The sequence below is a fragment of the [Empedobacter] haloabium genome, from assembly GCA_008011715.2.
Classification (GTDB): Bacteria; Pseudomonadota; Gammaproteobacteria; order Burkholderiales; family Burkholderiaceae_D; genus Rugamonas; species Rugamonas haloabia.
Genome location: CP136508.1, coordinates 673,334 through 699,474, shown reverse-complemented (window position 1 = coordinate 699,474; position 26,141 = coordinate 673,334). Strand labels below are relative to the sequence as shown.

The 26,141-nt window shown below is 63.3% G+C and carries 16 protein-coding genes, 2 tRNA genes and 3 rRNA genes; 8 read left to right on the top strand and 13 right to left on the bottom strand.

What is annotated here, in order from left to right; genetic code table 11:
- Positions 1–11: 11 nt before the first annotated feature.
- On the bottom strand, positions 12–350 hold the full coding sequence (locus E7V67_003085; protein ID WUR14101.1) for a P-II family nitrogen regulator: 339 nt from the start codon (positions 348–350) through the stop codon (positions 12–14).
- Positions 351–362: 12 nt separating this feature from the next.
- Positions 363–1,118: a TorF family putative porin gene (locus E7V67_003080; protein WUR14100.1), complete on the bottom strand. Its 756-nt coding sequence runs from the start codon at positions 1,116–1,118 to the stop codon at positions 363–365.
- A 219-nt stretch (positions 1,119–1,337) separates the two neighbouring features.
- On the opposite strand from E7V67_003080, the gene E7V67_003075 reads away from it, so the two are divergent.
- From E7V67_003075 to E7V67_003050, 6 genes are all read left to right on the top strand, one after another.
- Positions 1,338–1,592: an accessory factor UbiK family protein gene (locus E7V67_003075; protein WUR14099.1), complete on the top strand. Its 255-nt coding sequence runs from the start codon at positions 1,338–1,340 to the stop codon at positions 1,590–1,592.
- Positions 1,593–1,731: 139 nt separating this feature from the next.
- Positions 1,732–2,826, top strand: coding sequence for an HAF repeat-containing PEP-CTERM protein (locus E7V67_003070; protein WUR14098.1), 1,095 nt, complete (start codon positions 1,732–1,734; stop codon positions 2,824–2,826).
- 85 nt (positions 2,827–2,911) lie between these two features.
- Positions 2,912–4,426, top strand: coding sequence for a YifB family Mg chelatase-like AAA ATPase (locus E7V67_003065; GenBank protein ID WUR14097.1), 1,515 nt, complete (start codon positions 2,912–2,914; stop codon positions 4,424–4,426).
- A 53-nt stretch (positions 4,427–4,479) separates the two neighbouring features.
- Positions 4,480–4,983, top strand: a complete 504-nt coding sequence (locus E7V67_003060) for a hypothetical protein (GenBank protein ID WUR14096.1) — start codon at positions 4,480–4,482, stop codon at positions 4,981–4,983.
- A gap of 76 nt (positions 4,984–5,059) precedes the next feature.
- Positions 5,060–5,410 carry a DUF1840 domain-containing protein gene (locus E7V67_003055; protein WUR14095.1) on the top strand — a complete coding sequence of 117 codons (351 nt, stop codon included), beginning with the start codon at positions 5,060–5,062 and terminating at the stop codon, positions 5,408–5,410.
- Between the two features lie 576 nt (positions 5,411–5,986).
- Complete coding sequence (locus E7V67_003050; GenBank protein WUR14094.1) at positions 5,987–9,868, top strand: carbohydrate binding domain-containing protein; 3,882 nt, start codon at positions 5,987–5,989, stop codon at positions 9,866–9,868.
- Between the two features lie 235 nt (positions 9,869–10,103).
- Here E7V67_003050 and rrf read toward each other — a convergent pair.
- From rrf to E7V67_003025, 5 genes are all read right to left on the bottom strand, one after another.
- Positions 10,104–10,216: ribosomal RNA gene (gene rrf, locus E7V67_003045) — 5S ribosomal RNA — on the bottom strand.
- Between the two features lie 121 nt (positions 10,217–10,337).
- Positions 10,338–13,211, bottom strand: a 23S ribosomal RNA gene (locus E7V67_003040).
- Between the two features lie 207 nt (positions 13,212–13,418).
- Positions 13,419–13,494 (bottom strand) — tRNA-Ala (locus E7V67_003035).
- Positions 13,495–13,507: 13 nt separating this feature from the next.
- Positions 13,508–13,584, bottom strand: a tRNA-Ile gene (locus tag E7V67_003030).
- A 93-nt stretch (positions 13,585–13,677) separates the two neighbouring features.
- Positions 13,678–15,208, bottom strand: a 16S ribosomal RNA gene (locus E7V67_003025).
- The 16S, 23S and 5S rRNA genes sit together here with 2 tRNA genes alongside, the layout of an rRNA operon.
- Before the next feature lie 452 nt (positions 15,209–15,660).
- On the opposite strand from E7V67_003025, the gene E7V67_003020 reads away from it, so the two are divergent.
- A complete protein-coding gene (locus tag E7V67_003020; protein ID WUR14093.1) occupies positions 15,661–17,760 on the top strand; it encodes a TonB-dependent receptor in 2,100 nt (699 codons plus the stop codon).
- Here E7V67_003020 and rtcA read toward each other — a convergent pair.
- Both rtcA and E7V67_003010 read right to left on the bottom strand, forming a co-directional pair.
- Positions 17,752–18,792, bottom strand: a complete 1,041-nt coding sequence (gene rtcA, locus E7V67_003015; GenBank protein WUR16219.1) for an RNA 3'-terminal phosphate cyclase — start codon at positions 18,790–18,792, stop codon at positions 17,752–17,754. The two genes, E7V67_003020 and rtcA, sit on opposite strands and share 9 nt — an antisense overlap.
- 2 nt (positions 18,793–18,794) lie before the next feature.
- Positions 18,795–20,039, bottom strand: a complete 1,245-nt coding sequence (locus tag E7V67_003010) for an RtcB family protein (GenBank protein ID WUR14092.1) — start codon at positions 20,037–20,039, stop codon at positions 18,795–18,797.
- 125 nt (positions 20,040–20,164) lie between these two features.
- Between E7V67_003010 and E7V67_003005 the strand changes: the two genes are divergently transcribed.
- Positions 20,165–22,333 carry a hypothetical protein gene (locus E7V67_003005; GenBank protein WUR14091.1) on the top strand — a complete coding sequence of 723 codons (2,169 nt, stop codon included), beginning with the start codon at positions 20,165–20,167 and terminating at the stop codon, positions 22,331–22,333.
- Positions 22,334–22,378: 45 nt separating this feature from the next.
- Here the strand turns inward: E7V67_003005 and E7V67_003000 are convergent, their stop codons facing one another.
- The 4 genes from E7V67_003000 to E7V67_002985 form a co-directional block, all read right to left on the bottom strand.
- Positions 22,379–23,212: a ChaN family lipoprotein gene (locus tag E7V67_003000; protein WUR14090.1), complete on the bottom strand. Its 834-nt coding sequence runs from the start codon at positions 23,210–23,212 to the stop codon at positions 22,379–22,381.
- A gap of 179 nt (positions 23,213–23,391) precedes the next feature.
- Positions 23,392–23,787, bottom strand: a complete 396-nt coding sequence (locus E7V67_002995; GenBank protein WUR14089.1) for a DUF3224 domain-containing protein — start codon at positions 23,785–23,787, stop codon at positions 23,392–23,394.
- A 19-nt stretch (positions 23,788–23,806) separates the two neighbouring features.
- Complete coding sequence (locus tag E7V67_002990; GenBank protein WUR14088.1) at positions 23,807–24,358, bottom strand: DUF1697 domain-containing protein; 552 nt, start codon at positions 24,356–24,358, stop codon at positions 23,807–23,809.
- A gap of 81 nt (positions 24,359–24,439) precedes the next feature.
- On the bottom strand, positions 24,440–26,005 hold the full coding sequence (locus E7V67_002985) for a HAMP domain-containing sensor histidine kinase (protein ID WUR14087.1): 1,566 nt from the start codon (positions 26,003–26,005) through the stop codon (positions 24,440–24,442).
- Between the last annotated feature and the right edge of the window lie 136 nt (positions 26,006–26,141).

Below are 26,141 nucleotides of genomic sequence, written 5' to 3'. Positions count from 1 at the left end.
TTTCCCCTTGCTTAAAGAGCGTCGTTGCCGGTTTCGCCGGTACGGATACGGATCACCTGTTCCAGGTTGTACACGAAAATCTTGCCGTCGCCGATCTTGCCGGTGCGTGCCGCACCCTCGATGGCTTCGATGGCCTGGTCGACGATGGCATCGTCCACGGCCGCCTCGATCTTGGTCTTCGGCAGGAAGTCGACCACGTACTCGGCGCCACGGTACAGCTCGGTATGGCCTTTCTGGCGGCCGAAACCCTTGACTTCGGTCACGGTAATGCCCTGTACATTGATGGCGGACAGCGCTTCGCGCACCTCGTCCAGCTTGAAGGGCTTGATGATGGCGGTAATCATTTTCATGGCGGGCCTCGTTTAAAAAGTTTTGGAGACGGTCAGCACCACACCGGACTTGCCGAGGTTCTTGCCGTTCGGTGCGAGATAGCTGTCGGTATTGGTGTCGACGTAGGCCAGCGCGACGGTGGCGACGCCGAAGTCCTTCGTGATGCCCACTTTCCAGTCGGTATAGTCGGCATAGCTGTTGCCCTTGACCTTCTGGTGGCCCACGTGCAGGTTCAGGATGAAGCCCTGCGCCAGCTCCTGGTTGACGGAGGCGTCCAGGTACTGGCTGTTCTTGCTGTCGGCAAAGCCGAACAGATTGGTCAGCGAGTGCGAGTATTTCAGCGTGGCCGGGCCGTAGCCCAGCTGGCCGTACAGCTCGAACGTGTTGGCGCTGGTCGGCAGTGAATTGGACGGGTAGACGTAGCCGAGGCCGCCCACGTCATACGACACGCCGGGTGCCAGCTCGCCGCGCTTGCCGGCATACAGGTCCCATTCGATGCTGCCGTCGCCACCGCCGTCCTTGACCCACTTGATGGTGGACAGCCAGGTGCCGGCATAGAAACCCGTCGGGTTGTTGACCCAGTCGGCGCCGCCTTGCAGCGCGGGTTTCAAGCGTGTTTGCGAAATCCCGCGGTAACGGTAATCGCTGGTGACGGCCGCATTGAAGCTGATCTCGTTGTCCGGCTTCGCCTGGGGTGCAGCGGTGCCTTCCTGCGCGCCCGCTTGGCCTGCCGCGCAGGCGGCACACAGGAGAATGGCGAGGGGCAGGCACTTGCTCGGGTGGTTCATGGCGATTTCCTTTGGAGTGAACTTTTATTGCGGTTTAAAATTCAGGTCGATCGTCAAAGCTTTGATCTTTAGCTAAGCAGAATGCGTGCCAGCAATTTTTGAGGATTTATTGCTGCGTCGATAGCTGATAGCAAGACACAAGGCCGACCTATTCGCACCAAATAATCTCTGGCGTCGCACTAACCTGGTGCGACGAGAGACACCCTACTGGAGCCCATCGTGGACATGAACACCTTCTTCAACGACCTGCAAAACAAGATCAACCATGTGATCCAGAACTCGCCCGCGAAAGATATCGAAAAGAACGTCAAGTCGATGATGACGCAGGGCTTTGCCCGCCTCGACCTCGTCACGCGCGAGGAGTTCGACATCCAGGCGCAGGTGCTGGCCAAGACCCGCGCCCGCCTGGAGCTGCTGGAGACGCGTCTGGCCGAGCTGGAAGCGAAGCTGGCCGCCGAAAAAACCCCGCTGTAACCCTCCCCTGCCGGCACCTGGGTGCCGGCACCTCGAATAGCAAAATACTATCGTCTGCCACAACCACCGCCGCGCGCCGCGGCGGTAGGATCGTCCAGTCACGCCTGTTTTCCTTTGTTGCTTCGTTCAGGAGATCACCATGGTAAAGCACGCATTCGCGCTGGCGACGTCCGCCCTTTTGCTGTCGGGCACGGCATTTGCGGCCCCGGCCTATTCCATCACCACGCTGTCCCCGGACGGCACCACCCGCTGGACCCATCTGAACAATGCCGGCGCCGCCACGGGTTACCTGGGCGGCCAAGGCTACATACGCGCCGCCGACGGCCAGCTCACCCTGATTCCGCAGCTGAGCGATCAACCCACCGCGATCACGGCGTTCGGCGACAATGGTGCGGTCGGGCTGATGCGGGTCGAGGAAGGGCCGCCGCAGAACGTGCAGGAAACGGGACTATGGCGCAACGGCGTCGTCGAGTCGCTGCCCACCCTGCGCACGACGCCGGACGGGCTGGGCTACGGCGTCGTCAACCGCATCAGCGGCAATGGCCTGCTGGCCGGCACCAGTGCCGTCAACGGCGGCTTCTACGACGACTACGGCAACCTCATCCCGTACACCCACGCGGCGACGTTCAGCAATGGCCAGGTACATGACCTGGGCACGCTGGGTGGCAACTTCAGCATGGGCGCCGGAATCAACGACAACGGTATCGTCGTCGGCTTCAGCCTCGATGCCGACGACCGCCGCCGCTCGTTCATCTACCGCAACGGTGCGATGCAGGACCTCGGCCTGGCCGACAATTACTATGCCTTCGACATCAACAACGCGGGCCAGGTGCTGGCCAACAGCGGCACGTCGACAGCCAGCGCGGTGATCTGGCAGGAGGGCGAGACCACCACCTTGTCACAGCCGGGTTACAGTTTTTCCAGTGCCAGTGCCATCAACAACCGCGGCGACGTCGTCGGCCGGCTGTTCGCGCCCGGCCAGGGCGGCGCGGGTTTCCTGTACAGCGACGGCGAAATCGTGCTGCTGGCCGGCCTGCTGGACCAGCCAGGCTGGACCATCCGCGATGTCGCCGACATCAACGATAGCGGCACGATCCTGGGGGTGGGCTGCCAGGGCAGCGACTGCTCCTGGGTGTTGCTGACGCCGGTGCCGGAACCGGCCACGTATGGCCTGCTCGGCACCGGCCTGGCCCTGCTCGCTTTGGCGGCCCGGCGCCAGCGGCGCGCCAGCTAGCGCACCCGCCGGGCTTGTGGCGGCGCAAAGGCGGCGGCGCCCGATCTTCTACGATCGGAGGATACGCAGCCGTACTGGGGAAGCCATGAGCCTTGCCGTCGTGAAAAGCCGTGCCCTGACGGGCATGGAAGCGCCGCCGGTCAGCGTCGAGGTGCACCTGGCCAACGGATTGCCGGCCTTTCATATCGTGGGCCTGGCGGAGACCGAGGTAAAGGAAGCGCGCGACCGCGTGCGCGCGGCCATCCTGACGGCCGGCTTCGACATGCCACAGCGCCGCATCACCGTCAGCCTGGCACCGGCCGACCTGCCGAAGGAGTCCGGCCGCTTCGACCTGCCGATCGCATTGGGCATCCTGGCCGCGTCCGGCCAGATCCCCGCCCCACCGCTGGCGCGCTATGAATTTGCTGGCGAGCTGTCGCTGACGGGAGAACTGCGCCCGATCCGCGGCGCGCTGGCCATGACGTTCGCGGTGCAGCGCAGTGCCGGCGACGGTGGCGCGTTCGTGCTGCCGTACGCAAACGCCGACGAAGCGGCCCTGGTGAGGGATGTCGCCGTCTACCCGGCCGCCAGCCTGCTCGAAGTCTGCAATCACTTTCGCGCCGCCGACGACGCGCTGCGCCTGCCCCGTCACCGGCCCAGCCCGGCCGCCGCCGTGACGACCTATCCGGACTTTGCCGACGTCAAAGGCCAGCAACGCGCACGCCGGGCGCTGGAGGTGGCCGCCGCCGGTGGCCACAGCGTTTTGCTGCTGGGCCCGCCCGGCGCGGGCAAGACGATGCTGGCGTCGCGCTTCACCGGCATCCTGCCACCGATGACGGACGACGAGGCGCTGGAGGCGGCGGCGGTGCAGTCGCTGACGGGCGCCTTCGCGCTGGCGCGCTGGAAGCAGCGCCCGTTCCGTTCGCCGCACCATACGTCGTCCGCGGTGGCATTGGTCGGCGGCGGCAGCGTGCCGCGCCCTGGCGAGATTTCACTGGCCCATTGCGGCGTGCTGTTCCTGGACGAGCTGCCGGAATTCGAGCGGCGCGTGCTGGAGGTACTACGCCAGCCGCTCGAATCGGGTCAGGTGACGATCTCGCGGGCGGCACGCCAGGCCGACTTCCCGGCCCGCTTCCAATTGATCGCGGCGATGAATCCATGCCCATGCGGCTTCCTCGGCCACCCGGCGGCGCAATGCCGCTGCACGCCGGAGGCGGTGGCGCGCTACCAGGGCCGCATCTCCGGACCGCTGCTCGATCGCATCGACATCCAGCTCGAGGTCGGCCCTGTCAGTCCGGAGACGCTGCTGGGCGACACGGCCGGAGAGCCGTCCAGCGCGATCGCCGCCCGCGTCGAGGAAGCGCTGCGGCGCCAGCTGGCGCGCCAGCACAAGAACAACAGCCACCTGAGCGCGCGCGAGATCGACCGCTGGTGCAAGACCGAACGGGCCGGGCAGGACCTGCTGCACAAGGCCATGCTGCAATTCCACTGGTCGGCGCGGGCTTATCACCGTGTGCTGCGGGTCGCGCGCACGATTGCCGACCTGGCCGGTGCCGCCACGATCAACGAGCGGCACGTGGCCGAAGCCATCCAGTTCCGCCGCTCGGTGCGGCAATCGTGAACCGGCGCCGCCGCGCTATGGCGCGGTGGCGGACGCACTGCTACCATCGCACCATGACCCCACCCATTTCCCTGCTGGCCGCGCTGCTGGCCGCCGTGACGTTGGCGGCCTGCAGCCCGAAATTCGACTGGCGCGACTATCGCGGCAGCCAGGCCCCTTACGCCGTGCTGTTTCCGGGCAAACCGGCAACGCACACGCGCCCGGTCGACCTGAACGGCCAGAAGGCGTCGATGACGATGGCCGCGACCGATATCGACGGCACGGTGTTTGCCGTCGGCAGCGCCGAGCTGGCCGATGCGGACCATGCCCAGCTCGCGGTACAGGCGATGAAAGCAGCCATGGTGCGCAATATCGGCGCGGCGCGGCCCATCGAATCGACGCGCGACGGCGGTTTCGAGGTGGAAGCGCACGGCGCCCGCGGCGGCCAGCCGGTGACCTTGCGCGGCCGTTTCCTGGCGCGCGGCAAACGTGCCTACCAGGTCATCGTGGTCGGCCCCGACAATGCCGTCAGCCGGGAGGAAGCGGACACGTTTCTCCGCTCGTTCAAGGTGGGCTGAGCGTACGTGTGCGCACAATCGGTGCCGAGTAGTCGTAATATCGTTAAACCACTAAAACAACAAGACAGGAAGCGCCATGTTAATCACGTTCAAATCGAAATCCTCGGCCGGACTCACGATGTACCTGGAGCATGCCCAGCGTATCCTCGACCTGCTGCAGAAGAATCCCAGCCGCGGCGTCATTACCGCGGCCGAGGCCGCCCATGCGGTGCAGCTGCTGGAACACGAGGTCGAACTGAGCAAACTTCACCCGGAAGTGGAAGCGGATCACGCCGCCCACACCCACGCGCATACGCTGCCGGACGAGGGCGAAACGCCGGAAATCGCCGAGCGCAACCACGTCGGCTTTGCCCAACGGGCCTATCCGCTGCTGGAAATGCTGCGCGCCGCGCGAGACCATGGCGACGACATCATCTGGGGCGTCTGACCGTCTTCCAGACGGCACCCGTCTGGCGCGGTGCCGCCGTGCGCCCGGCCGCGCCGGGCTCGGCCTGGCTATCTTGCGGAACTTGAGTAACACGGCCTTCTGCTGGCAAGCGCCCACTCATCTAGTGAAACTACAACTTCCCCCACTTCACAATCGTTGCGTCGCGTAACGCGTTTCGCGCTGTCGATTGCGCCAGCGCCCCTCCATACCCCTGAGCCCTCGTTGTGTTACCACAGTTTGCTGCCGCCAAGTGCTCAGGCAGCTGATCGATTGCACCGGCCGCGCCGACAAAAAGACACAGTTGTAGCATAACTACGTAAACAAATTGACTTAGGAAAATCACAAGCGTAAATTTTGTCGCGCGACTACAGCGTGATCGGCCAAAGGCCTCCGGGCCGGTAACCATAGTACGCAGCCACCGCAGAAGACCCCGCTCACGGGGCTCCGCAGGAGACGCACGATTTGATTTCCCATTTTTAAATTCCTGGCCCTGCCAGGCGGCTGGCGCTCGTCCGTACGGGATGCGAACAGCCGTGTGCAGGCCCTTGTTCGCAGTAACCACCTTCGAGGACGACGATGCAACTCACCAAGAAACCGCTGGTCTTGTGCCTGGCGGCCGCCTTCTCGGCTGCGCTTCCCGCGGCCAACGCGGGAACCATTCCCGCCGCGCACGTGTATCACAACCACATGCCGAATTTCTGGCCCTTCTACGCGGTGGACGTGCAGGCCAAATACAACGCGACACCGATCGGCGCGCCGATCCGCTATACCTACGATGGCGAAGTCATCAACCTGAAAAACAACCCGCCTTCCGGCTACAGCTATTACCTGCCTGCCTCGCTGGGTGGCGCCATCATGCCGCACGACGACCTGGTCAGCTACTACTCGCACGACGCCAAGACCGGGGCCTACCAATACTGGCCGATGCAGGTGGCAAACGAAATGCAGAGCCATTCGGGCGCCAAGGGCCAGGTGCACGTCACCATGTCCGGCGCCGTCATCAATAACGTGCAGAGCCTGACGACCTTGCAGAACGTCCCCGGCTACAGCAATACCAGCTGGGGCCAGGGTTGGGCCAATACGTTCAGCACCCTGAAGACCACCAATAACTACCCGACGCTCGACACGATCCACTTCACGGGCCACCACAGCATGGGGCCGCTGGTCGGGTCCGACTATTTCCTGAAAGACCTCATCTACCAGAACGTCACGCTGGCGCAGCCGTATTTCCTCGGCAGTAAATTCGTGTCGTCGCGTGGCTTCTTCCCCACCGAACTGGGCTTTTCGGACCGCCTGATCCCGACCCTGGCCAAGCTGGGCATCCAGTGGTCCGTCATCGGCAATAACCATTTCTCCCGTACGCTCAAGGACTACCCCTTCGCGACGTACGATGCGACCGGCGACACGCTGACGTCGCCACCGAACCGGGCCGACTTGCGCAATACGTCGGCGGTCGGCAGCTGGGTGGCCAATCCCATGGCGCACGAGAAGCAGGTTGTCGTCAACAAGTTCCCGTTTGCTTCCACGCCGCACTGGGTCCGGCACGTGGACCCGGCTACCGGCGCAGTCAGCAAGATCGCCGGCGTGCCTGTCAGCCAGAACGGTTCGTGGTACGAAGGCTGGGAAGGCTCCGTGACGGTCGACGAGATCGCGCCCTACCAGTCGCTCGAGCCACGCCAGTTCTTTGTCGTCGCCCACGATGGCGACAACTCCAGCGGCCGCGCCGGCTCGCTGGGCACGTGGCAGGCCGGCCATGGCACCACGTGCAGCGGCAACGGCTACTGCCTGGGTATCGACGAATACCTGAAGGCCAAGCCGATTCCCGCCAACGACGTCCAGCACGTGCAGGACGGCTCCTGGATCGACACGCGCGATTCCTCGTCCGATCCCACCTGGTACCACTGGCGCCTGCCGTTCCTGATCTGGAAGGGCCAGTTCGCCGACTTCAATCGTGTCAACGGCCTGAACCTGGCGCCGAAGACCAACCTGGCCGGCCAGCAGGAAGGCGCGACGGTGTCGCTCGAATATGGCTGGCACTACCTGGAGCGCAACTTCGCGCTGCTGCAGGCGGCACTGAATTACGCCAAGACCGCCGAGCAGGTCTGGCTGGACGCCCACCCGAACCACTGGCAGCCGAGCACGGCACTGGACAAGCAGATCACCCACGCCGGCAACCAGCTCAATCCCTGGATGCTGTCCTATCCGGTCAAGGGTAATCCGGCAGCCGACTACGCGGGCGGCGCCAACCCGGCCGAGCTGGGCTGGTATTTCCTGCTGCCGGCGATGGATTCCGGTTTCGGCTACTACGACGAAAACAAGGACGACAGCGTCAAGCCCACGCTGGCGTTCAACAACTCGCTGGCGTTCACGAAGCCCTACGTGCAGGCCAACCTGGCGCAGGACAAGACCGGGCCGTCCGCCTGGTGGACGCAACGCTATCCGTACAATCCGGGCTCGGTCAACGGCTCCAAGGCCGAGGGCTGGACCGTCCAGCACTACAGCAACGACTTCGCGCTGTACACCTATGCCCATGACGTCTCGGGCGTCGTCAGCGCCAAGGCAATGGTGCGCATCCACGCCAGCAAGGACATCAGCGCGACCGACGACACCTACAAGGTCTACGATCCGGCCGCGCTGGCCGGCACACCGGGCCTGTCGATCACGCCCGCCAACGTGGGTGCATGGCGCGCCTATGACATGAACGTGCGCGACCTGCAGCCGGACATGAATGGCGTGGCCTGGAACGCGACCACGCGCGACACGCTGGCCGTGCTGCCTGCGCAGGAAATCGGCGACCTGTACTACGTCTATCTGTCGGACTACCGCAACCAGCTGCTCGACTACTACATCGAGCTGACGGATGCGCGCGGCAATGTCACGAAGACGGAAATCCAGCAGGTCTTCGTGGGGGCCGGCAAGTACCGCGCGACGCCAGGCTCGGGCTCAGGCTATGTCGAGGACATCAACGGCACCGTCAACGGCGTCTACCCCTTCCTGGTCGTCGACAAGACGGCACCGACCGTGCCGGGCGTGCCTTCCGCCGCCGCGGTGACGGACCGTTCCGTGACGCTGACCTGGGCCGCGTCCACCGACAACGTGGCCGTGACGGGCTACCGCGTCTACCGCAACGGCACACTGGTCGGTAGCAGCACCGGCACCAGTCTGGTGGACAGCGGGCTGGCGACATCGACCTCTTACAGCTACACCGTGCAGGCCATCGACGCGGCCAGCAACCAGTCGGCGCAAAGCAAGGCGCTGGTCGTCACAACGAAAGCGGCGGATACCATTGCGCCCACCGCGCCTGGCCAGCCGGCCGCGTCCGCAATCACGTCCAGTTCGCTGACACTGAGCTGGAGCCCGGCCACGGACAACTATGGCGTCAGCGACTACGTCATCAAGCGCAACGGCGTGCAGGCCGGCGTCAGCACGACGGCCAGCTTCAACGACAGTGGCCTGGCGCCATCGACCGCCTACAGCTACACCGTGCAGGCGCGCGATGCGGCGGGCAATGTGTCCGTCGCGTCTGCGGCACGCTCCGCGACGACAGCTGCAGGGTATGTCGCGACGGTCTACTACAAGCTCGGCACGAATTGGAGCTCCGCCAACCTGCACTACGCTCCGGCCGGCGGCACGTGGACGGCCGTACCGGGCGTGGCGATGACGCCGGCCTGCGGCGGCTGGACCATGCTGACGGTGAACCTGGGCAGCGCGACAGGTTTGACCGCCGCGTTCAACAATGGTTCCGGGACCTGGGACAACAACGGTGGGCAGAACTACGCGCTGTCCAGCGGCATCTCGGCTGTTGCTGGCGGCACCGTGACCAAGGGATCGAACCCATGCACGCCTGACACCACCGCGCCAAGCACGCCGGCCGGGCTGACCGCCACGGCCGTCGACGCCAGCACAGTGCGCCTGGGCTGGACGGCGTCGACCGACAATGTGGGGGTGACCGGCTACTACGTGTTCCGCAACGGCACGCAGATCGCCACCATCGCTACGGGGACGAGCTACACCGACAGCACGGCGGCGGCGTCCACGACCTACAGCTACGCGGTCAAGGCTTTCGACGCCGTGCCGAACGTTTCCGCCGCCAGTGCCGCGGCATCGGTCACGACGCCCGGCGGCGGCAGCGCCTGCCAGGTGAAGTTCACGATCGCCAACGCCAACACCGTGACCGGCCAGAACCTGCGCGTGGTGGGCAATAACAGCGTGCTGGGCAGCTGGGCGCCGGCCAGTGGCGCCGCGCTCACGATCCAGGGCAGCGGCGCCAACGTTCCGTGGACAGGAACGGTCGCCGTGCCACCCAATACGAGCGTGCAGTACAAGTACGTGAAGTGGAACGGCAGTACGGCCACGTGGGAAAGCAACCAGGCGACGACGTCCGGCAATCGCGAGTTCACGACGCCGGCGACGTGCTCGGGCGTGATCGACCGCAGCGACGGCAGCTTCAAGTTCTAATGGCGGCGTAAGCGAACCCATGGTGTCAGGCCGCCGCACGGCCTGACACCGGGGGTTTACACGCGTCCCACGCGGAAATGAAAAAAGCCCGCTGCGATCACGCAGCGGGCTTTTCTCGGAATAGCGAGGTCGGGCAGTGCCCGGCGGAGCAACAGCGCGGTGCTCCCAGAGCAGCGCGAAGCCCAAAGCGAAAAACCCCCGCCAGATCACTGGACGGGGGTTTTTCTATATAACAGCCTGACGATAACCTACTTTCACACTGGTTGCAGCACTATCATCGGCGCAAAGTCGTTTCACGGTCCTGTTCGGGATGGGAAGGGGTGGGACCGACTTGCTATGGTCATCAGGCATGACTTGTACGTAGCCTCGTTCCCGGTTGGGCAACGCGGCTACTAATCTGGAAGAAGTAAGTTGGGTGTTACTGGTAAAACTCAAACACAGGCAAATGCTCTGTAACCGTCAAGGTTATAGGGACAAGCCGTACGGGCAATTAGTATCAGTTAGCTTAATGCATTACTGCACTTCCACACCTGACCTATCAACGTCCTGGTCTCGAACGACCCTTCAAGGAGCTCAAGGCTCCGGGAAATCTCATCTTAAGGCAAGTTTCCCGCTTAGATGCTTTCAGCGGTTATCTCTTCCGAACTTAGCTACCCGGCAATGCCACTGGCGTGACAACCGGTACACCAGAGGTTCGTCCACTCCGGTCCTCTCGTACTAGGAGCAGCCCCCTTCAAATTTCCAACGCCCACGGCAGATAGGGACCAAACTGTCTCACGACGTTTTAAACCCAGCTCACGTACCACTTTAAATGGCGAACAGCCATACCCTTGGGACCGGCTACAGCCCCAGGATGTGATGAGCCGACATCGAGGTGCCAAACTCCCCCGTCGATATGAACTCTTGGGAGGAATCAGCCTGTTATCCCCAGAGTACCTTTTATCCGTTGAGCGATGGCCCTTCCATACAGAACCACCGGATCACTATGTCCTACTTTCGTACCTGCTCGACTTGTCGGTCTCGCAGTTAAGCACGCTTATGCCATTGCACTATTAGCACGATGTCCGACCGTACCTAGCGTACCTTCGAACTCCTCCGTTACACTTTAGGAGGAGACCGCCCCAGTCAAACTGCCTACCATGCACTGTCCCCGACCCGGATCACGGGCCAAGGTTAGAACCTCAAACAAACCAGGGTGGTATTTCAAGGTTGGCTCCACGAGAACTGGCGTCCCCGCTTCAAAGCCTCCCACCTATCCTACACAGATTGGTTCAAAGTCCAATGCAAAGCTACAGTAAAGGTTCATGGGGTCTTTCCGTCTAGCCGCGGGTAGATTGCATCATCACAAACACTTCAACTTCGCTGAGTCTCGGGAGGAGACAGTGTGGCCATCGTTACGCCATTCGTGCAGGTCGGAACTTACCCGACAAGGAATTTCGCTACCTTAGGACCGTTATAGTTACGGCCGCCGTTTACTGGGACTTCAATCAAGAGCTTGCACCCCATCATTTAATCTTCCAGCACCGGGCAGGCGTCACACCCTATACGTCCACTTTCGTGTTTGCAGAGTGCTGTGTTTTTATTAAACAGTCGCAGCCACCAGTTTATTGCAACCCTTTCACCCTTCCACAGTAAAGTGGTCAAGCTACCGGGGCGTACCTTTTCCCGAAGTTACGGTACCAATTTGCCGAGTTCCTTCTCCCGAGTTCTCTCAAGCGCCTTAGAATACTCATCTCGCCCACCTGTGTCGGTTTGCGGTACGGTCTCGTATGACTGAAGCTTAGAGGCTTTTCTTGGAACCACTTCCGATTGCTTCGCGCTACAAGAGCGCTCGTCCCGATCCCTTGGATTACGTACCCGGATTTGCCTAAGTACCTCCTATGAACCAGAAACTGACTATTCCAACAGTCAGACAACCTTCCGCGATCCGTCCCCCCATCGCATCATACGACGGTGCAGGAATATTAACCTGCTTCCCATCAGCTACGCATCTCTGCCTCGCCTTAGGGGCCGACTCACCCTGCTCCGATGAACGTTGAACAGGAAACCTTGGGCTTACGGCGTGCGGGCTTTTCACCCGCATTATCGCTACTCATGTCAGCATTCGCACTTCTGATACCTCCAGCATCCTTTACAAGACACCTTCGCAGGCTTACAGAACGCTCTCCTACCATATCCTTGCGGATATCCGCAGCTTCGGTGACTGGCTTAGCCCCGTTACATCTTCCGCGCAGGACGACTCGATCAGTGAGCTATTACGCTTTCTTTAAATGATGGCTGCTTCTAAGCCAACATCCTGACTGTTTTAGCCTTCCCACTTCGTTTTCCACTTAGCCAATCTTTGGGACCTTAGCTGGCGGTCTGGGTTGTTTCCCTCTTGACGCCGGACGTTAGCACCCGACGTCTGTCTCCCAAGCTCGCACTCATCGGTATTCGGAGTTTGCAATGGTTTGGTAAGTCGCGATGACCCCCTAGCCATAACAGTGCTCTACCCCCGATGGTGATACTTGAGGCACTACCTAAATAGTTTTCGGAGAGAACCAGCTATTTCCAAGTTTGTTTAGCCTTTCACCCCTACCCACAGCTCATCCCCTAATTTTTCAACATTAGTGGGTTCGGTCCTCCAGTGCGTGTTACCGCACCTTCAACCTGGCCATGGGTAGATCACTTGGTTTCGGGTCTACACCCAGCAACTAACGCCCTGTTCGGACTCGATTTCTCTACGGCTCCCCTATATGGTTAACCTCGCTACTGAATGTAAGTCGCTGACCCATTATACAAAAGGTACGCCGTCACGGAACAAGTCCGCTCCGACTGTTTGTATGCACACGGTTTCAGGATCTATTTCACTCCCCTCCCGGGGTTCTTTTCGCCTTTCCCTCACGGTACTGGTTCACTATCGGTCGATTACGAGTATTTAGCCTTGGAGGATGGTCCCCCCATCTTCAGACAGGATTTCTCGTGTCCCGCCCTACTTGTCGTACGCTTAGTACCACCGGTCTGATTTCGTGTACGGGGCTATCACCCGCTATGGCACCTATTTCCAGAGGCTTCCACTATCAGTCCGACTATCACGTACAGGCTCTTCCCATTTCGCTCGCCACTACTTTGGGAATCTCGGTTGATTTATTTTCCTGCAGCTACTTAGATGTTTCAGTTCGCCGCGTTCGCCTCACACACCTATGTATTCAGTGAGTGATACCCTAAAAGGGTGGGTTTCCCCATTCGGAAATCTACGGATCAAAGCTCGTTTGTCAGCTCCCCGTAGCTTATCGCAGACTACTACGTCCTTCATCGCCTGTAATCGCCAAGGCATCCGCCATGTGCACTTATTCACTTGTCCCTATAACCTTGACGGCTATCGGTTCAAGCATTTACTACTGTGTTTGATGAGTTTTTGTATGCGTTCTTTCGAACACTACCCTAAGTGTGTGATTTCTCACACGCTTAATAAAACTTTACTTCTTCCAGATTGTTAAAGAGCGAAACAGCAGTAGTCTCTAAAAGACTAAACATAAAAGTGAACTCGTCACGCTTACGTTTAAACTTTTGGTGGAGGATGACGGGATCGAACCGACGACCCCCTGCTTGCAAAGCAGGTGCTCTCCCAGCTGAGCTAATCCCCCTGGGCGCGATACTTGGTGGGTCTGGTTGGGCTCGAACCAACGACCCCCGCGTTATCAACACGGTGCTCTAACCAGCTGAGCTACAGACCCGCGTTCATACTGCGGTGCTACTGTTTCTTCTTCATTCGACAGTCGATAAGTGTGAGCGTTTGATGCACGATCTTGCGATCCGTGCCACTCTAGAAAGGAGGTGATCCAGCCGCACCTTCCGATACGGCTACCTTGTTACGACTTCACCCCAGTCACGAATCCTACCGTGGTAAGCGCCCTCCTTACGGTTAAGCTACCTACTTCTGGTAAAACCCGCTCCCATGGTGTGACGGGCGGTGTGTACAAGACCCGGGAACGTATTCACCGCGACATGCTGATCCGCGATTACTAGCGATTCCAACTTCATGCAGTCGAGTTGCAGACTACAATCCGGACTACGATACACTTTCTGGGATTAGCTCCCCCTCGCGGGTTGGCGGCCCTCTGTATGTACCATTGTATGACGTGTGAAGCCCTACCCATAAGGGCCATGAGGACTTGACGTCATCCCCACCTTCCTCCGGTTTGTCACCGGCAGTCTCATTAGAGTGCCCTTTCGTAGCAACTAATGACAAGGGTTGCGCTCGTTGCGGGACTTAACCCAACATCTCACGACACGAGCTGACGACAGCCATGCAGCACCTGTGTGCAGGTTCTCTTTCGAGCACTCCCAAATCTCTTCGGGATTCCTGCCATGTCAAGGGTAGGTAAGGTTTTTCGCGTTGCATCGAATTAATCCACATCATCCACCGCTTGTGCGGGTCCCCGTCAATTCCTTTGAGTTTTAATCTTGCGACCGTACTCCCCAGGCGGTCTACTTCACGCGTTAGCTGCGTTACCAAGTCAATTAAGACCCGACAACTAGTAGACATCGTTTAGGGCGTGGACTACCAGGGTATCTAATCCTGTTTGCTCCCCACGCTTTCGTGCATGAGCGTCAATCTTAGCCCAGGGGGCTGCCTTCGCCATCGGTGTTCCTCCACATCTCTACGCATTTCACTGCTACACGTGGAATTCTACCCCCCTCTGCCAGATTCCAGCCTTGCAGTCTCCATCGCCATTCCCAGGTTAAGCCCGGGGATTTCACGACAGACTTACAAAACCGCCTGCGCACGCTTTACGCCCAGTAATTCCGATTAACGCTTGCACCCTACGTATTACCGCGGCTGCTGGCACGTAGTTAGCCGGTGCTTATTCTTCAGGTACCGTCATTAGCCGTGGATATTAGCCACGACCGTTTCTTCCCTGACAAAAGAGCTTTACAACCCGAAGGCCTTCTTCACTCACGCGGCATTGCTGGATCAGGCTTGCGCCCATTGTCCAAAATTCCCCACTGCTGCCTCCCGTAGGAGTCTGGGCCGTGTCTCAGTCCCAGTGTGGCTGGTCGTCCTCTCAGACCAGCTACTGATCGTCGCCTTGGTGAGCCTTTACCTCACCAACTAGCTAATCAGATATCGGCCGCTCCAGGAGCACAAGGCCTTGCGGTCCCCTGCTTTCATCCATAGATCGTATGCGGTATTAGCGTAACTTTCGCTACGTTATCCCCCACTCTTGGGCACGTTCCGATATATTACTCACCCGTTCGCCACTCGTCAGCGGAGCAAGCTCCCTGTTACCGTTCGACTTGCATGTGTAAAGCATGCCGCCAGCGTTCAATCTGAGCCAGGATCAAACTCTTCAGTTCAATCTCTGTTTTCCGACATTGCTGTCGGGGTCACTCACTCAAGAATCTGACGTTCCTCTTGCGAGGTCACGTTTAATTACTTGTGTAAGCGTTTGATGCTATATATTTTGAGTATCGGGACCGAAGCCCCGGGCACACTCACATCAAACGCCCACACTTATCGACTGTTGATTGTTAAAGAATTCTGCCCTTGAAGGCTTGCCGCGATCCGGTCAAACCCGGTGACAAATCGTTGTGTTTGTCAGCAGCAGAGAGATGAGATTATGCGGTGTTTCGTGCAGCTCGTCAACCCCTCGGTTTCTGTCGCATCGTTTCGTTTTCACGTCTACGCTGCGGCAGGGACAGAACTATAGCAAGCCGGCGCCAACCCGACAAGAGGGACGACGCACTTTTCTTCGGCGGGTTATATTCGTTAGCAAATTTGTTAGCAAATAAGCCACCACCCCCATTTCATGCGACGACTTCCCTTCCACCTTGGCGCGGCCATCGCCGCAGCCTTCCCGTTGGCGACCAGCGCCGCCGACATTCCCGGCGACGTGGTGGTGATCACCGCCAGCCGTATCGAACACAACAGCCAGGACATTCCGGCCGCAATCGACGTCGTCGACATGGCCCACATCCGCGACGCCCAGCTGCGCGTCAACGCCTCCGAAGCGCTGGTCGCGGTGCCTGGGCTCGTGGTGCAGAACCGCCAAAACTACGCACAGGACCTGCAGATCTCCTCGCGCGGCTTCGGCGCCCGTTCGGCCTTCGGCGTGCGCGGCGTACGGCTGATCGCGGACGGCATCCCGGCCACCATGCCGGATGGCCAGGGTCAGGCCGCCACCTTCAACCTGGATCGCGCCCAGCGTATCGAGGTGCTGCGTGGTCCCTTCTCGGCACTGTATGGCAACCACTCCGGCGGCGTCATCCAGCTGTTCACGGAGGAAGGCAAGGCGCCTGCCTCCGTCGAGATGTCCGTGATGGGCGGCAGCGACGGCACCCGCAAGGCCGACCTCGCCGCGCAAGGCCGCCATGGCACGATGGGCTACGTGCTCGATGCCTCCCGCTTCGATACGGACGGCTACCGTGACCACAGCGCCGCCCGGCGCGACCAGGCCTTCGCCAAGCTCACGTTCGAGCCGGACCAGCGCAGCAAGCTGACGATCGTCGCCAGCGCCCTGCGCCAGGACGACAGCCAGGACCCGCTCGGCGTGCAGTGGGCGACGTTCCAGCGCGACCCGCGCGCGGGCGAAACGGACCCGAACGACACGGTCACGCCGCGGCGCACCTTCGCCGAGCGCTACGACACCCGCAAGAGCATCGATCACCAGCAGGTCGGCGCCAGCTACGACATCCACTTCGGCGAGCACCGCCTGCACCTCATGCTCTACGGCGGCAACCGCGACGTGGTGCAGTACCAGGCCTTTTCGAAAGCCTTTCAAGCCCCCGCGTCCCACTCCGGCGGCGTGATCGACTTCGAACGCCGGTTCCACGGCGCCGCCATCAGCTGGCGCGACGTGCGGCGCTTCGACGCCGGCGTGCTGCGCACCACCGTCGGCGTCGATTATGACCGTTCCAGCGACGACCGCCAGGGCTACGAGAACTTCATCGGCAACCAGCTGGGCGTGCGCGGCGCGTTGCGGCGCGACGAGAACGACGTCGTCTCGAACTTCGATCCCTATGTACAGAGCGAATGGCAGAGCGGGCCCTGGCGCCTGACGGCCGGGTTGCGCCACAGCCGCGTCAAGGTGGACGTGGACGACCGGTTCCTCGCCAACGGCAACGACAGCGGCGGCATGACGTTCGCCCGCACCACACCGGTGCTGGGCGCCCTGTACAAGGCGACGCCGGCACTGAGCCTGTATGCCAGCACGGCGCGCGGCTTCGAGACGCCGACGCTGAACGAGTCCTTCTATTCCGCCAGCGGCGGCTTCAATTTCGGCCTGCGCCCGGCGCGCAGCACGCACGTGGAAGCCGGCGCGAAGCTGCGCCTGGCCGAGTCGACCCGGGCCGACGTGGCGCTGTTCCAGGTGCGCACGCGCGACGAACTGGTGGTGGATGCCGCCAGCGGCGGCCGCACCAGCTACCGCAATGCCGCTCGCACCGTGCGCCAGGGCGTCGAGGTATCGTTGGACACGGCCTGGCGCCACGGCCTTTCCGCCCACGCGGCGCTGACTGGCCTGCGCGCGGTCTATGACGAGGCGTTCGCCGTCGTCGGCAAGGGCAATCGCCTGCCCGGCGTCGCCCGCGTCACGGCTTACGCCGAGCTGGCGTGGCGGGACAGCGCCGACCGTTATGGCGCGGCGCTCGAAGCATTGGCCAGCGGCCGGGTCTATGCGGAGGACACCAACCGCGAACGGCCGGCGCCCGGTTACGCCATCCTGAACCTGCGGCTGCAGGCGCGGCAAGCACTCGGCGCCTGGCGCCTGCGCGAGTTCGTCCGGCTGGGCAACCTGCTGGACAGGCAATACGTCGGCTCGGTGATCGTTGGCGACACCAACAAGCGCTATTACGAGGCGGCGCCCGGCCGCAACTGGCAGGCCGGCGTCAGCGCCCAGTATCTATTCTGACGCGCTGGCGATGGTGCACAGGCTGCGCTGCTCGCCCGCCTCGAACGTGACCGTCACGGGCAGGAACTGCGCGATCACCTCGGCGTTCGTGATCGCGTGCGCCGACACGTGGTCGATCGTATAGCGTCCGCCGCCGGCCAGCGCCAGCGGCAGCATCAGCTGGTCGCCAAGATGCTCGCCGACCGCCGCACCGGAGGCCAGGTAGCGCTGCGCTTCCAGGATGGCGCCGCCGGCCACCGCTTCCGCGCGCACCCGCTTTTCGCCGACGGCCGAGAACACCTCCGTCACGTGCTCGCTCTCCAGCATGATGAGCAGCGCATTGCCCGGCCCCTGGTCGTTCGACAGCGGATGCGCTTGCAGAGCATCCGTGCGCCAATCGAGCTCCTTGCGTAGGCACTCCAGTTCGCGCTGCGCGATCGCCAGCGGCAGCGCGGCGACGTAAGCTTCCGCATGGGCGGCACGCAGCGTGCCCCGCTCGACCAGCTCCAGCTGGCGCAGGCCCGGGCTGGGCCAGACGGCTGCGCACAACTCGCCGCCGCCGTTGGGATAGAAACCGAAGCGCTTCAGTTCGAACTCGACCTGCGCGCCCATCGCCCGCAACAGGCGCAGGTAGGCGCGGTCGATGAAATGCGCCGGTGGCGCCTTCGGGTTATGGGTGCCGCCGCTGACGCGCACGACCGACGGCACGTCCGCATACAGCAGCGCAGGCAGCAGGGTCTGCAGCACCAGCGTCGCGCTGCCGGCCGTGCCGATCGTGAATTCGTAGACGCCGCCCTGGATCGCACGCGGCACGAACGTCAGCTCGGTCGAGCCCACTTCCGCATGGGTGACGTCGGCGCTGCACACGGCGGCCGCCGCGCGCACGGCCATCAGGTGCTGGCGCATCAGGCCGGGCTTGGGCCGGTTGGCACGAATGTGGCGGATGCGGAACGGCTGCCCGGTGATCATCGACAGCGTCAGCGCCGAGCGCAGGATCTGCCCGCCGCCCTCGCCGGAGGAGCCGTCCAGTTCTATCGTCGGCGCCTGCTGCATCGTCAGCCCTTCACGCAAACGACCTGCTTGAGCGTGTGCACCACCTCGACCAGGTCGCGCTGTGCGTGCATCACCGCGTCGATGTCCTTGTAGGCCATCGGGATCTCGTCCACCACGCCTGCGTCCTTGCGGCATTCGACGCCGGCGGTGGCCTTCACCTGGTCTTCACGCGTGAACCGCCGTTTTGCCTCGCTGCGGCTCATCGTGCGCCCCGCCCCATGGCTGCAGCTGGTGAAGCTTTCCTCGTTGCCTTTGCCGCGCACGATATAGCTGCGCGCGCCCATCGAACCAGGGATGATGCCCAGCTCCCCCCTTTTCGCGGAGACGGCGCCCTTGCGCGTGACCAGCACGTCCTGGCCGAAATGGCGCTCCTTCTGCACATAGTTGTGGTGGCAGTTGACGGCCTCCACGTGCGTCTCGAACGGTTTGCGGATCACGCTGCGCACGGCACCGATCAGGTTCTGCATCATTACTTCCCGGTTCATCCGCGCGAAGCGCTGGGCCCAATCGACCGCCTCCACATAGTCGTCGTAGTGTTGCGTGCCTTCCTTCAGGTAAGCCAGGTCGCGGTCCGGCAGGTTGGCGATGTGTGTGCGCATGTCCTGCTGCGCCAGTTCGATGAAGTGCGTGCCGATGGCGTTGCCCACGCCACGGGAGCCGGAATGCAGCATCAGCCACACCGCATTGTCCTCGTCCAGGCAGACCTCGATGAAATGGTTGCCCGTGCCGAGCGTGCCGAGATGCTTGTAGTTGTTGGTGTGGCGCAGCTTGGGCGTCTTGGCGCAGATGACGTCGAAGTCGTCCTTCAGCCGCATCCAGGCGGCGTCCACCGCCGATGGCGGGTTCTGCCAGGAGCCTTCGTCGCGACCCTTGAAGCCGCGCGTCCGGGGCGACAGGCCGTGCGGAATGGCCTTTTCGATGGCGCTGCGCAGCGGCCCCAGATTGTCCGGCAGGTCGCTGGCGGTCAGCGTCGTCTTGGCGGCCATCATGCCGCAGCCGATATCGACCCCGACGGCGGCCGGGATGACCGCGCCCAGCGTCGGGATGACGCTGCCGATGGTCGAGCCCTTGCCCAGGTGGACGTCGGGCATCACGGCGATGTGCTTGTAAATGAAAGGCATGCGCGCCGTATTGGCCAGCTGCTGTTTGGCTTCCGCCTCCACGGGCACGCCATGCGTCCACATCTTGACCGGCCGGCCGCCGGGCACGTCCATCGTGTCGTAATCCGTTGAATCCTGTTTATTCATTGGCATCTCCTGGCCGCATTATCGGCTTTTCGCCGCGAAGGGTGCGCACCGCTTTTCCCGTGCACGCCGATATTCATACTGGTTAAAATGATGAGTTATCAACACAATAAACAAGCACCAAAACCATGAGAGAGAAAATATCGAACGCACTATGGGCCGGCTGGCTCGCCGTCTTTCTTGCCGGCTGCGGCGGCGGCGATAGTCCGCCGGATACGGTGCCACCGGTAACGGTGCCACCCGTACCCTTCGTGGACACCGACAAGGACGGTACCGCCGACGCCCAGGACGTGGCGCCGACCGACCCGCTGTGCGCGGCGGCCAGCGACGGCGCCGGCGGCACCTGCCACGTGCGTGCCATGGCTGCCACCCGGCTGCGCATCGTCGGCCAGGCGGACGGCAAGGTATTCTTCAGTGCCGAAGGCGACGTGCCACGGCTGTACGGGTACGACGTCAGGACGGGACATTTCCTCGGCCGCGGCGAAATGACCGGCTTCAGCGCGACCGCCTTTGCCTATGTGGCCGCGCACGGCCGTTTATATATCGGCGATACCCAGGGCGGCGTGCATGCCTATACGGAATCGCTGCAGGCGCAACCCGGCAACTTTGCCACCCTGCCCAGCCGGATCGACGGCCTGGCGGCGGCCGGCAATTACCTGGTCGCGCGCGACGGCAGCGGCGCCTGGGGTACCCATCACGTTTACGACAAGCGCGGCATCCGCGTGGACAGCAAGGAGTGGCGCGATCATTCCAGCCAGTTCGGCTGGGCGCCGGGACAAGCGCGGCTGTACTACTTCCGTGACGGCAGCTCCCCCAACGACCTGATGTTCGACGTGATCGACCAGGCCACCGGCACGATCACGGAACAAGGCGAGACGCCGTACCACGGCGCCTACGATATCGCCGGGCCGATCCGGGCCAATCAATCCGGCTCGCGCATCCTGCTGGGCACCGGCGACGTGTACGAGGGGCCGGCCCTGTCCTGGCGCGGCAACGTGGGCAGCAGCGTGACGGATGCGGCCTGGATCGGCAACGGCGAACTGCTGGTGCTGACGCAGGGCGCCGGCCAGACGCGGCTGATTCGCCATGGCGCGGCGCTGACGCCGCTGGAAGAGCTCCCGCTGCAGGGCGAAGTACTCGGGCTGGTGCCGGCCGCCGAGGCGACTTACATCGTCATCAAGCATGCCGACCGGGTCGAGTTCATCGCCTACAAGCCGTCCGACGACAGCGACGGCGACGGCGTGCCGAACCTGAGCGACAAATTCCCGTTCGATCGAACCGCCGCCCTGGACAGCGACAACGACGGTCATCCGGACGCTTTCCTGGCCGGCTACACGGCCGCCGACAGCCCGACCGGGCTGACGAAGGACTTCTATCCTTTCGATGCGACCTGTCATGCGGAGGCGGACGGCAACGGCGTGGCCTGCAACGGCGTCACCGCCACGTTCGTGCCGGACCAGGTCATCGGCGACGGCCAGGACGTGATCTATATGCTCAGCAACGCCAACCAGCGCATCTACCGCTGGTCGCGCCTGCGCCGTGGCTATATCGCGCCCCTCGTCATCGGCCGCCACGGTGCGCCGAAACTGTTCGCTTATTCGGCCGATCACCAGCGCCTCTACCTGGGCTACGCCAGCGGCGCGATCACGTATATCGACCTGGCGGGCGACACGCGCGAAACCCGGCTTGCGACACTGGCGCAGTCGGTCAACGGGCTCGCGGCAGCCGGCAAGTACCTGGTCGCCCAGGACCGCAGCGGCGCCTGGGCCACGCACTACGTCATCGATCGTGCCGGCCAGGTGGTGTCGAGCCGGGACTGGAACCACTTCTCCCGCCACTACGAATGGAGTGCCAGCCAGGCCCGCCTGTATTACTTCCGCGACGACAGCTCGCCGAACGACATCGTGTACGAGCAGCTCGACCAGGCCACGGGGCAGTTGTCCGCCCCCGCCGACTCGCCCTATCACGGCGATATCGACGTGTCCGGGCCACTGCGCCTGTCCGCCGGCGGCCGCATCGCCATCGGCAGTGGCCACGTGTTCGGCGCAGCCGACCTGAAACTGATCAAGGCACTCGGCGCGCCGTTCCACGACGCCCAGTGGCGCAGCGACGGCTACCTGGTCGCCATGGCGGCGTCGGCCAGCGGCACGACGGTGACGGTCTACGATGCGGCACTGAACCAGGTGCGGCAGGAGGGGCACGCCGGCACGCCGGTGGCCCTGCTGCGCACCGGCAACTCGGTGGTCCTGGTGACGCAACAGGGCGGCACGCCGCGCATGACGATACTGCCGCGCTGACGGCGGCGCTGGCGCCGGGCTGGCCCCGGCGCCCTGTCGACGCAACTACTTGCGGAACTTCGCGCAGGGGTCCGGCCGCTTGACGGCCGGGATGGCACGCACGTCGTCGAACTGCTCCTTGGCGCCGCCGCCCTCGACATAGCCGATCGCCTCGGTCGTCAGCTTGGGCCCGACGGTGCGCAGCCAGCGCGGCACGCCGATGTCCTTGCGCACGTGGCCGTTGCCAGCGATGAGCACCACGTCGCGCGGTTGCTGGTCGCGGATCAGCTTGGCCATCCAGATGTCGCGCGCCATCTGCGCGTCCACCATCCCCGGCAGCATCATCGCCGGCACCATGTCGCAATGCCCGGCCTGGATTTCCCGTTCCTGCGCCTTGCGCCAGTCGGCCGACACGGGCTCGTTCAGGCGGTACTCGGCCACGGTCTTGGCGTCGAAGCTGGAAGCGATACCGTCGCGTACGACCTTCGACGCGTTCGTGCGCGACAGGTTGGCGGCCACGAGCGGCAGCTTGTGGTCCAGCGCCAGCTGGATGATGTTGTAGTACTGCTGCCAGTCCCAGCCCTTGCGGTCCATCACGCGGATCACGCAGCCCGCAGCCATGCAGCCTTCCTGCGCGGCGTTCAGCAGTTCCTGGTCCTCGCGGTCGAACTGCTCCATCGCGATCACGGGCCGCCAGCCCGCTTCCACGCGCTGGCGCAAGTCCTCGTAACGCTGGCGGTGGCCGGCCTTGTTGTCGTGCACCTCACCCAGCAGCAGAACCTGCGGATTGCCCTTGGTAACGCCGGAGGCGGCAGGCTGCTGGCGCGGGTTCTTCTTGTAGACGGCGCAGCCGGACAGCAGCGCGGCCACCAGCAGCAGCGATAACGGTTTGAACTTCATGATATTCGGCCTGGACGTGAAAAGCGCAGTCTACCCCATGCTGAGCTCGCGTCCCACCGCGGGGTCAGTCACCAAAACGGGACACGGGCCCAACAGCATGCGCACTCGAACGGTCGAGGCCATGTCCCACTACGGTGATTCACTACGGTGACTGCCCCCGGGGCGGGACGCGAGCCCGGCTATTCGCCCAGCGAGTACTCGAAGTCGTAGAAGTGCTTGCCCTGCTCCATGCGGATATCGAGCGTCCCGCGCAGGCCCGTCAGCTCGCCGGTGCCGGAATCGGGCGCGACGACGATGCGCAGCCCGGCGTGCTCGCCGCCCATGATGCCGGCATGCTGCAGCGCAAAGCCGCCGCGCCGGCCGTCCAGCGTGCCCTCCACCTTTTCGATGGCGACGTAGACGGCCGAGGTCGGTACCGCGCCGTGGAAGGACAGGAATTCGCCCTGCCCCGTGGCCGTCAGCGCGCCGTGGTAGCGCTTGTCCAGCGTCATCCGGCCGATGCCCGTACCGGCGTTCAGTTCCGCCACCGGTTGCGGCACCATCGCCACATCGAATTCTCCGCTTGCCTTGCCCATGTATCGTCTCCCAAAAATGTCAGACGCCGGCGGCGTTGGCCAGCGCGTGCAGCTTGGTGATCGTACTCCAGTTGCGGGTGGTGACGGCATCGCCCAGCAGGTTGCCCATCGCGGCCGCGGCACGGCTGGCCAGCACCCCATCGGGGCACCACAGGTAGGCCGACCAGCGGCCCAGCGCGAAGGCCTCCGGCTGCCACGGCTGGTGGCACAGCGGTTCCAGGCGGCGCCGGTCGGCCGGGTTGCTCAGTATCGCCACCAGCAGGCGGCTCGGGTCGGTCGCCATCTCGCGCAGGCAGTTGTCCTGCACGACTTCGTCCAGCTGCCGCGCGTCCAGCACGGTGACGCGCGAGCCCACGCCCAGCTTCAATACCAGTGCCTCTTCGATGCGGGTGGCGGACAGCGCCGCGTCGCGTGCCGCGCAGTCGAAGACGACGTTGCCGCTGTTGAGCAACGTACGCACGCCGCCGAAGCCCAGATCCGCCAGCACCTTGCGCAGGTCAGCCATCGCGATGCGCTTCGCCCGCCCGACATTGATCCCTCTTAACAGGGCTATCTGCCGTGTTGTGCTCATTTTCCTGATCTCCTTTTTGTGCACGCAGTATGCGTCAGCCGCGTCAACTCGGGCGCCCGGCTTGCGCATCGCCTGGCCCGCTCAGCCATGCAGTGCGCCATCGGCGCCGGGCCCGTCGCCAGGGGTCACGCGCGGCATGCGCAGCACGAAGCTGGCGCCGGCGCCTTCCACGCTGCTGACTGAGATCGTGCCGGCGAACTGCTTGACGATCAGGTTGTAGACGATGTTCAGGCCGAGGCCGGTGCCGCCCTGGCCGCGCCGCGTCGTGACGAACGGATCGAACACCTTGTCGATCAGGTCCGGCGGAATGCCGCGGCCGTTGTCGGCCACCGCCAGCTCGACCCAGTCGCCATCGGGCCGCACGCTGATGTCGATATTGCCCTCCTGGTCGGGCAGGAAGGCGTGGTCGACGCAGTTCAGGGTCAGGTTCGTGATGACCTGCGCCAGCGCGCCGGGATAGCTGTCCAGCATGACGTCGGCCGGGCAGTCGATCGACACCGCCAGGCGCGTCTTCTTCAGTCGCGGCTGCAGGCTGGAGACCACTTCACCGATGTACTCGCGCAGCTCGAAACGGCGGCGCGCCTCGCTGACCTGGTCCACGGCGATCTGCTTGAAGCTGTGGATCAGGTGCGCGGCCCGGTAGGCGTTGTTCATGATCAGGCGCGCGCTCTCGCCGGCCGTCTCGATATATTTGAGGATCTCCGATTTGCGCACCGCGCCCGCGGTCACGGCCGCGTGGATGTCCTCGGTGGCTTCCTTCAGCACCGAGGCGCTGGTCAGGGCGATGCCGACCGGCGTGTTGATCTCGTGCGCGACGCCGGCCACCAGGCTGCCCAGCGATGCCAGCCGCTCGGCCTGCAGCAGCGATTCCTGCGCCTGGCGCAGGTCGTGCAGCGCCTGTGCCGTCTCCTGGGCCGCGCGACGCGCCTCGTCCTCCGCCTCGCGGGTGCGCAGGATGATGGCCTTGACGCGGCGCTGGATCGCGTTGAAGCCGCGGATCACGTCGCCCAGCTCGTCGCGGCGCTTTTCCGGCAGCTCCTCCACCTCGTCGCTGCCGCGCGTGGCCAGTTCGAACAGGCCGTCGCGCAGGCGCTTCAACGGATCGAACACGATGCGCAGCGACAGCGCCAGCGCCACCACCAGGATCAGGTCAAGCAACAGTGCCTCGCCGACCTTGCGGCGGATCTCGGCGGCCAGGCGCGCGTCGATCTGGTCGCGGCTGAAGTTGACCACCACGCGACCGACGATGACGGGCCGCCCGCCCTGGTCCGTCTCGCGGTAGGCCAGGTCGGCCACGACGGGGCTGCCCGGCACGTCGTCATTGGCCGCCACGTTGCCGACGGTGCCGTCCGGGTTGCGCCGCTTGCCCGAAAACAGCCCAACGGACGTATCGTAGACGCGGATCGCCATCAACTCGGGCGGCAACATCTCGGCCGCGACGATATTGTCGACCTTGGTCTTGTCCAGGTCCCACAACGCCGACGGCAGGCTGGTCTGCAGGCGCGTCAGCACCCCGTCGCGCAGGCGCTGGTTGTTGACCTCGAGTTCGTGCGCCAGCGTATATTGGGCATAGCTGCCCGAGATCCCCAGCACGACGGTGACGATGACGACGAACAGAAATGTCAGCCGCGCTTGGATTCCGAACATCCGCATCTCCTGAATTAGTGCCTTAATGTATGTCAACAGATGCACGTTGGCAACACCCGTGCGGCATCGGACGCGTCCTGTCATGGTTGGCAGCACTGCGCGAGCTGAACTGGTGCTACCATCCCGAGGACAGGAG

Excerpts from the sequence above, each read along its gene's own strand:
- E7V67_002985 (WUR14087.1), bottom strand. The coding sequence starts at position 26,005 with ATGTTCGGAATCCAAGCGCGGCTGACATTTCTGTTCGTCGTCATCGTC.
- E7V67_003000 (WUR14090.1), bottom strand. The coding sequence starts at position 23,212 with ATGAAGTTCAAACCGTTATCGCTGCTGCTGGTGGCCGCGCTGCTGTCC.
- E7V67_003065 (WUR14097.1), top strand. The coding sequence starts at position 2,912 with ATGAGCCTTGCCGTCGTGAAAAGCCGTGCCCTGACGGGCATGGAAGCG.
- E7V67_003020 (WUR14093.1), top strand. The coding sequence starts at position 15,661 with ATGCGACGACTTCCCTTCCACCTTGGCGCGGCCATCGCCGCAGCCTTC.
- rtcA (WUR16219.1), bottom strand. The coding sequence starts at position 18,792 with ATGCAGCAGGCGCCGACGATAGAACTGGACGGCTCCTCCGGCGAGGGC.
- E7V67_003080 (WUR14100.1), bottom strand. The coding sequence starts at position 1,118 with ATGAACCACCCGAGCAAGTGCCTGCCCCTCGCCATTCTCCTGTGTGCC.
- E7V67_003055 (WUR14095.1), top strand. The coding sequence starts at position 5,060 with ATGTTAATCACGTTCAAATCGAAATCCTCGGCCGGACTCACGATGTAC.
- E7V67_003060 (WUR14096.1), top strand. The coding sequence starts at position 4,480 with ATGACCCCACCCATTTCCCTGCTGGCCGCGCTGCTGGCCGCCGTGACG.
- E7V67_003085 (WUR14101.1), bottom strand. The coding sequence starts at position 350 with ATGAAAATGATTACCGCCATCATCAAGCCCTTCAAGCTGGACGAGGTG.
- E7V67_003010 (WUR14092.1), bottom strand. The coding sequence starts at position 20,039 with ATGAATAAACAGGATTCAACGGATTACGACACGATGGACGTGCCCGGC.
- E7V67_003050 (WUR14094.1), top strand. The coding sequence starts at position 5,987 with ATGCAACTCACCAAGAAACCGCTGGTCTTGTGCCTGGCGGCCGCCTTC.
- E7V67_002995 (WUR14089.1), bottom strand. The coding sequence starts at position 23,787 with ATGGGCAAGGCAAGCGGAGAATTCGATGTGGCGATGGTGCCGCAACCG.
- E7V67_002990 (WUR14088.1), bottom strand. The coding sequence starts at position 24,358 with ATGAGCACAACACGGCAGATAGCCCTGTTAAGAGGGATCAATGTCGGG.
- E7V67_003005 (WUR14091.1), top strand. The coding sequence starts at position 20,165 with ATGAGAGAGAAAATATCGAACGCACTATGGGCCGGCTGGCTCGCCGTC.
- E7V67_003070 (WUR14098.1), top strand. The coding sequence starts at position 1,732 with ATGGTAAAGCACGCATTCGCGCTGGCGACGTCCGCCCTTTTGCTGTCG.